At 32.2% G+C, this 5,204-nt stretch carries 7 protein-coding genes and 1 tRNA gene; 2 read left to right on the top strand and 6 right to left on the bottom strand.

Annotation, left to right across the window (positions count from 1 at the left end):
- The first annotated feature begins 427 nt into the window (after positions 1–427).
- The gene (locus DIZ30_RS06680) at positions 428–730 is read left to right on the top strand and encodes a DUF5960 family protein (protein ID WP_109023154.1); all 303 of its coding nucleotides are present in this window, start codon (positions 428–430) and stop codon (positions 728–730) included.
- A gap of 538 nt (positions 731–1,268) precedes the next feature.
- On the opposite strand, the gene bsh is transcribed toward DIZ30_RS06680, so the two are convergent.
- Entirely contained in the window at positions 1,269–2,243 is a 975-nt protein-coding gene (gene bsh / locus DIZ30_RS06675) for a choloylglycine hydrolase (protein WP_109023153.1), read from the bottom strand.
- Between the two features lie 162 nt (positions 2,244–2,405).
- On the opposite strand from bsh, the gene DIZ30_RS06670 reads away from it, so the two are divergent.
- A complete protein-coding gene (locus DIZ30_RS06670; protein ID WP_002295273.1) occupies positions 2,406–2,663 on the top strand; it encodes a hypothetical protein in 258 nt (85 codons plus the stop codon).
- Between the two features lie 370 nt (positions 2,664–3,033).
- On the opposite strand, the gene DIZ30_RS06665 is transcribed toward DIZ30_RS06670, so the two are convergent.
- The 5 genes from DIZ30_RS06665 to DIZ30_RS06645 form a co-directional block, all read right to left on the bottom strand.
- A tRNA-Ile gene (locus tag DIZ30_RS06665) sits at positions 3,034–3,107 on the bottom strand.
- 189 nt (positions 3,108–3,296) lie between these two features.
- Positions 3,297–4,319, bottom strand: coding sequence for a peptidoglycan recognition family protein (locus DIZ30_RS06660; RefSeq protein ID WP_109023152.1), 1,023 nt, complete (start codon positions 4,317–4,319; stop codon positions 3,297–3,299).
- 45 nt (positions 4,320–4,364) lie between these two features.
- The gene (locus DIZ30_RS06655; RefSeq protein WP_005874738.1) at positions 4,365–4,646 is read right to left on the bottom strand and encodes a hypothetical protein; all 282 of its coding nucleotides are present in this window, start codon (positions 4,644–4,646) and stop codon (positions 4,365–4,367) included.
- A gap of 17 nt (positions 4,647–4,663) precedes the next feature.
- Positions 4,664–4,792 (bottom strand): XkdX family protein, encoded by a 129-nt coding sequence (locus DIZ30_RS06650; RefSeq protein WP_080291192.1) that lies wholly within the window; start codon positions 4,790–4,792, stop codon positions 4,664–4,666.
- Entirely contained in the window at positions 4,779–4,985 is a 207-nt protein-coding gene (locus tag DIZ30_RS06645) for a hypothetical protein (protein WP_234414790.1), read from the bottom strand. The genes DIZ30_RS06650 and DIZ30_RS06645 overlap by 14 nt, the downstream gene beginning before the upstream one ends.
- Positions 4,986–5,204 lie beyond the last annotated feature (219 nt).

The following is a 5,204-nucleotide window of genomic DNA, read 5'->3' as shown; positions in this document are numbered from 1 at the left end:
CCGAGGAGGCTCATTGTCAAGGACAATCGGAATAGCATACGGAAAGAAGTTCTGCACCTTATAAAATTTGTCAAAAAAACTGTTGCCATTCCAACTTATTTTCTTTGAATCAAAAAGTTCTCTAAAACTTAATAAAAACAATTCGACTTGTGTCTTTAAATCAAGATCCATTTTGCTTCCTCCGAAATAATATATATTTAGTTTTCGGTAAAAAGCAAATTTTGTCAACAAAGATTTTGTTACTATCTAGTAACATTATACATACAGGTTAAAAATAAAAGCAAGCAGTTTGGAAAAATTATGGAAATAAAAATATTTCCATAATTTTTCATCGTTTAGGAATCGTCAAAACATATTCAGGAAAATCTAGTTCCAGGTTTACAAAAGGAACTCTTGTTCGTATACTCTTTTTTGAGGTGAACTTTATATGTTAATGGAAGGAAAAACACAATTATGGTTTAAATTTGATCCTTCGAATAGATTTATCAAAGATTTTTATAAAGTGTGGGATTCAGAAGTTTTCTTTTTAGCAATCGAAGATAGCTTATTAATTAATCTCTACTATTCAAATAAAAACTACTTTAAAATCCCTGCTGCAAAAACTAGAATGAAGAAAGACGTGTATTTTTTGTTTGATATCGTGACTGACGTGCCCGACGCGCAGAGCAATCATCGGCGCTATGACTATATAAAGTATACTTTCGTTGATCCAGAAAGGTATATAGACTAAAATAAGTTACCTAAAAAGGACAAATACAAATTTTATTATCTTATTTATAGTAAGAAGATAATTTTAAGATTGCGAAATAAGATACTATTTGTAATCTATAGTATCAGTCCTATAAAATAAACATCTAATTAATTACTCTAAATCCTAATTATAAGCCTTTTTTCTCACTTTTTTTCAAAAATATGGTATGCTTCTTAGTGAATTCAAATATAAAAGAGTTTAAAGCGTAATACACTTATGGGGAAGTGGTTTGGGGTGCGCTTTAAACTCTTCTTTATTATTATCTCATAGCATACTTAAAAGGTCTATGGATTAAGTTATGTAAAAAAGTGCCTCTTTAAACGTCCTAAAATCCAAAAAAGAATAGCATAATATACACTATCGTTGATCCAGAAAAGAGGTAAATAAATTTTGCAAAAGCAATAAGTTAAAAACATTACAAAAAAGACAAGGATATCACATCAAGAAAAAATGTTTTGAAAATATCTTTGCCTTTTTGTATTATATCTATATTAAATACTCAACCACAACACACTAACTAATTTATATATTTAATTTGTTGTTTTTCTATAATTGGATAACTAATTAACTTATGACTATCTAAGTCTTCTTTATTCATATTAATTGCAGTAATTTGGCTGTCTTCATATGTCCGATAATAATAGATTCCTTTGTCAACATTGCAACAAGAAGAATAAATTGTATATTCATATTTTCCATCACCAACATCACACAAACCTTTTTGTTGTTCTACTGAACCTAAGATATGGAAAAATTGACTAATACTTTCTGACTCTGAATCTCCAGATACAGAATTCAGCTTCGTAAAAGTCGCTTTAACAAAACGAGATACTGAGGATAAATCTCCAGGCAAGCCTATCCCTCCCATACCGCGGCTATAGGCATTCAAACTTATTTGATTTGAAAAATTATTTTTAGGAGTTTCACTCGATAAGACACGATAATTGTTTAAATTAAATAATTGATAGTCAAATGAAGGATTATTGGTAAGAACGCCCACAGGGTTATCATATATATGAAGTCCATCTTTCATACTTTCAATGACAATTGATTTTTCTTTATCAGCTAATAGCCAATGTAAAGGTGATAATGGGAGTTCATCACTATAATTTATATTTGCTAAATTGATATTTTTTAACAATTTTTTAGCTTCTCCTACTGTTGAGCATTGTCCTAAAATCCAAGGAATAAATTCAAAAGGAGATACATTGTCTTTCCCTTCTTGTATTTCTTTATAATCAGCATACCCAGAAAAATTTAGTCCAGCCATACTCAATCCTTTTTCATTTGTCGCATCGTAATAAAGAGGGTAGTCAGCTATACCAGCGGCAATACCAATCATTGCATAATGAGTATCCAAATCATTTACCTTTCGAAAATTCAACTTATAATTTCTTGGAGTAACAGTGACTACTTCATTGTAAGATATTTCATAATCAAAATTCCTTCCAAAATAATGATCACTTGTTACATAAGTAATAGACGTACACATAGTTTATTCCTCCTAAATATTGTTCTGTCCACGTTCATATTACTCCAAAGTTTTCCTCATTCCAAAAGAAAAGCACAGAATACACGAAAAAGCGTTTTTATTTGTATAAACTATATCAAAGTTCTATACTTAAATTATCAAATAAAAAGGACGTGAAGATAAATGTCAAATTTAGAAAACAAAGAAGAAAAAGTTGTAAACAAAATTGTTTCTGTTGTCAATAAACTGGATAAAGAGTTAGACGAACTTGATACGTTATCTGAAAATCCAGAAAAAAAACATAACCTAAAAAAATGGTTAGTTGAACGAAAGGCTATTCATGAAATTAAAAAAGTTCTTCATGAAGCTGATAAATATGAAAAATATGATGAAAAAGAACTTGATAAAGAATTTAAAGAAATCAATGACTTATTACTCTGATCTATTAAACGACTCATTATGAGTCGTTTTTTTATACAAAGAAACTATCTAGAGGTAATCCAAATATAAATATTGATTGTAGTACAAAAAAGAAGCGTCCGAAGACGCTTCGCTGTTTAAATGCGTAAAAAGATTGGGAAATTGATTCATCAGCTATTACGATTATTATAATCTCATCCTATAAAAAATCAATACTAAAAAGCTATTATTTCGAGTAGCTCTGAACAGATGTCATCATAACTTATGAAGGAAATAGACATAAGATTGTGTATAAAAAAATAACCACCCGAAGGTGGCTGAAGAAAGCTTTTATTTACATGAATACTCTTCTAAGTAATTTTAACACAGAACTAACTTAATTACTATAGTATGTACCCTGTAGGACTCGAACCTACGACCGGACGGTTATGAGCCGTCTGCTCTGACCAACTGAGCTAAGAGTACAGGTTGTTGCCACATAAAGCCATAAACAATCATCCAGTTAGAACGTGTGGCAACAACGCGTTATCGCATAGCTTGGAGTGTGACTATTTATGGGTGATAGTGAAGATATGCGATAACATCACTATTTTATCGAATGATTTTTATAGTTGTCAATATAGTTATGTACTGCTCCTCAACGAGGAGCTGTTTTTATCGTTTAGGAATATTTAAATACCAACGTTTGTCATGGAAATCTTGCGCACCGCCTTTAGTGTTTCCTTCTGGATCATTCGTTGCCCGCATCATGACATAGACTTTCTTATTAGGGAAGTTGCGCATGTTAAAAGATACATGATAGCCAACGTTTCCAGATGTCCCATACGCTTGATTTACATCTAGTCTATAAATTCCATCAGCTTTTACTCTAGCTAATTCTTTCCCAGTATTGTAATCCATAATGAAGATATACTCGTATTTATAGTTAGCAATGTGCCATCCAGCTACATGCAAGTTTTCGTTTTCGATTTCTCCGAACTGATCAATGTGGGCGTAATTTGTTCCATCTGTCAGCGTAGGATTTGCAGCACCTGCTCTAGTTGGATCAATGACTGGTTTATCATCTGAAGTAGTTGGATTTTCATCGGTAAATCCATGAGCTAAATCATAAGCAAGCTTTTCTTTGCTGACTCCCATTTGCGATAAGTAACCATATGGATCGGTGTGATTTCCCCAAACATAATTTGTCACCCACAAATGAGAAATGATTCCTTTTGTAAATAAAGAAGTTCCTTGATCAAGAGTCAATGGAATTCCATATTTTTTTGCACTATCTCTTGTATATTCAATATAAGCTCGATAGTTTTTTTCAAACAATGCTTTATCATATGTGCGCTGTAATTCAATCTGTACAGGCGCATAAGGATTAGCGTTACCAGCTCCCCACGAAACATATCCTTGCTCACCCACACGGTAAACAATCCCACCGTCACCAATAACATCTGTAGTATAAGGATTACTTCCGTTATAATTATTTTTCATGTTGGCGGCTACGTTTCTTGCTGGTGCATCTATTCCAGTTTCGTGCAAAATAATTTTGTTAGGAATTGCTAATCTGGAGTCTCCTTGATTCGGCGCTAAATTATACTCGTCATTAATAGTATAAGCAAACGTATTAATGGGTAATAAAAAAAGAGCCATCATAAGGCCCATATATAAAGTAATTTTCTTTTTCATTCCTATCCCTCCACTTTATTTTCATAAAAATAAAGAAGCACGAAACTATTTTCGTACTTCTTTCTCAATCTCGGTGACTTTGTTTTCAATTCGTCTCATATCTGAACGCATAAATTCAAAGCCCTTATTCAATTCATTTAAAGTGGCTAAGAATTCACGCCGATCCTGTTTTGAATTTTCTCTTTCATCATGTAATTCTTTCCGATAGTAAGTATTCATTCGCCAGGAACCAAAAATAATAATACCTACTAAAATAATCGTTAAAGGTAAAAAAATTACGCCATCAGCTTCTAGTACTTTTCTAAAAGCTTGATCGATTCCTTCCATAAATTCTCACCTTCTTCCTATTCAGTGAGAATTTCTTTCGCTTCTTCTTTCGTAATACTTCCCTGCTCAACAAAACTCATCACATCTGCTTTAGTGTATACACCTAAATTATAAAAGAATTGGATATCTTCTTTACTTGGATACATCAGGCATACCTCCTTCTGTAATGACTAAATCTTCTGGAAAAACAACTTTTTGAATTTGTTCAACCATATTTTTTAATTTTGTAACTTCTTTCATCGTATTTGCTGCTATTTGATTGGAACGAACATACAAATCGTATGGTACGCCTCGAACCCAGATCCATTGATTGGTTTCCCAATCAAAACCTGCAATCATCACATCTGGTCCTTTTGGTGGTACAACATCTGTAAATGGACGTGATATGGATAGGCTACAATTAACTAGACAGAAAAATTAAGGTGTGTAGACTAGAAGAAAACATACCAGGAGGAATTTTTATATCTAAGAGAACACGAAGAACTTTTTCACAAGAATTCAAGCAACAAATCGTCAATCTTTACTTAGCTGGAAAGCCACGTGTAGAAATCATTCGAG

The organism is Enterococcus sp. H57, from assembly GCF_003112495.1.
GTDB lineage: Bacteria > Bacillota > Bacilli > Lactobacillales > Enterococcaceae > Enterococcus_B > Enterococcus_B faecium.
Note: the sequence above shows the minus strand (reverse complement) of the source record. Positions and strands in the feature narration are given on the sequence as shown.